Below are 272 nucleotides of genomic sequence, written 5' to 3'. Positions count from 1 at the left end.
GGAGCGGTCGAGTACCAGGTGGAGCGCGTGCTGGTAGAGGCCGAAGCAGAAGGCAGTGAGGTAACACTCAGCACGCTGGAACTGGCAACGCCAGACGCAGACGCACGTTTGTCTGCCAACGTCACGCTCAACGGGGACTATCCCCTAAACGCAGCGCTTCGAGCCGAGTTGTGGTTGCCAGAGTTATTCCCCGCTTTAAGCGGTGAGCAAGTGTCGTTGGATCTTTCAGGCAGCCTTGCGGACTTAACGGCCAACCTGAACGTATCAGGGCC

Annotated in this window: 1 protein-coding gene; it reads left to right on the top strand. The window is 58.8% G+C overall.

Annotated elements, in window-relative coordinates:
* Positions 1-27: 27 nt before the first annotated feature.
* Positions 28-272, top strand: a 245-nt coding sequence (locus R0J92_RS23040) for a hypothetical protein (RefSeq protein ID WP_411053380.1), incomplete at its 3' end; no start/stop codon positions are given.

This window comes from Tritonibacter sp. SIMBA_163 (genome assembly GCF_046535935.1).
GTDB classification, from domain to species: domain Bacteria; phylum Pseudomonadota; class Alphaproteobacteria; order Rhodobacterales; family Rhodobacteraceae; genus Epibacterium; species Epibacterium scottomollicae.
The sequence above is the reverse complement of the archived record's forward strand: the minus strand, read 5'-3'. Positions and strand labels throughout refer to the sequence as shown.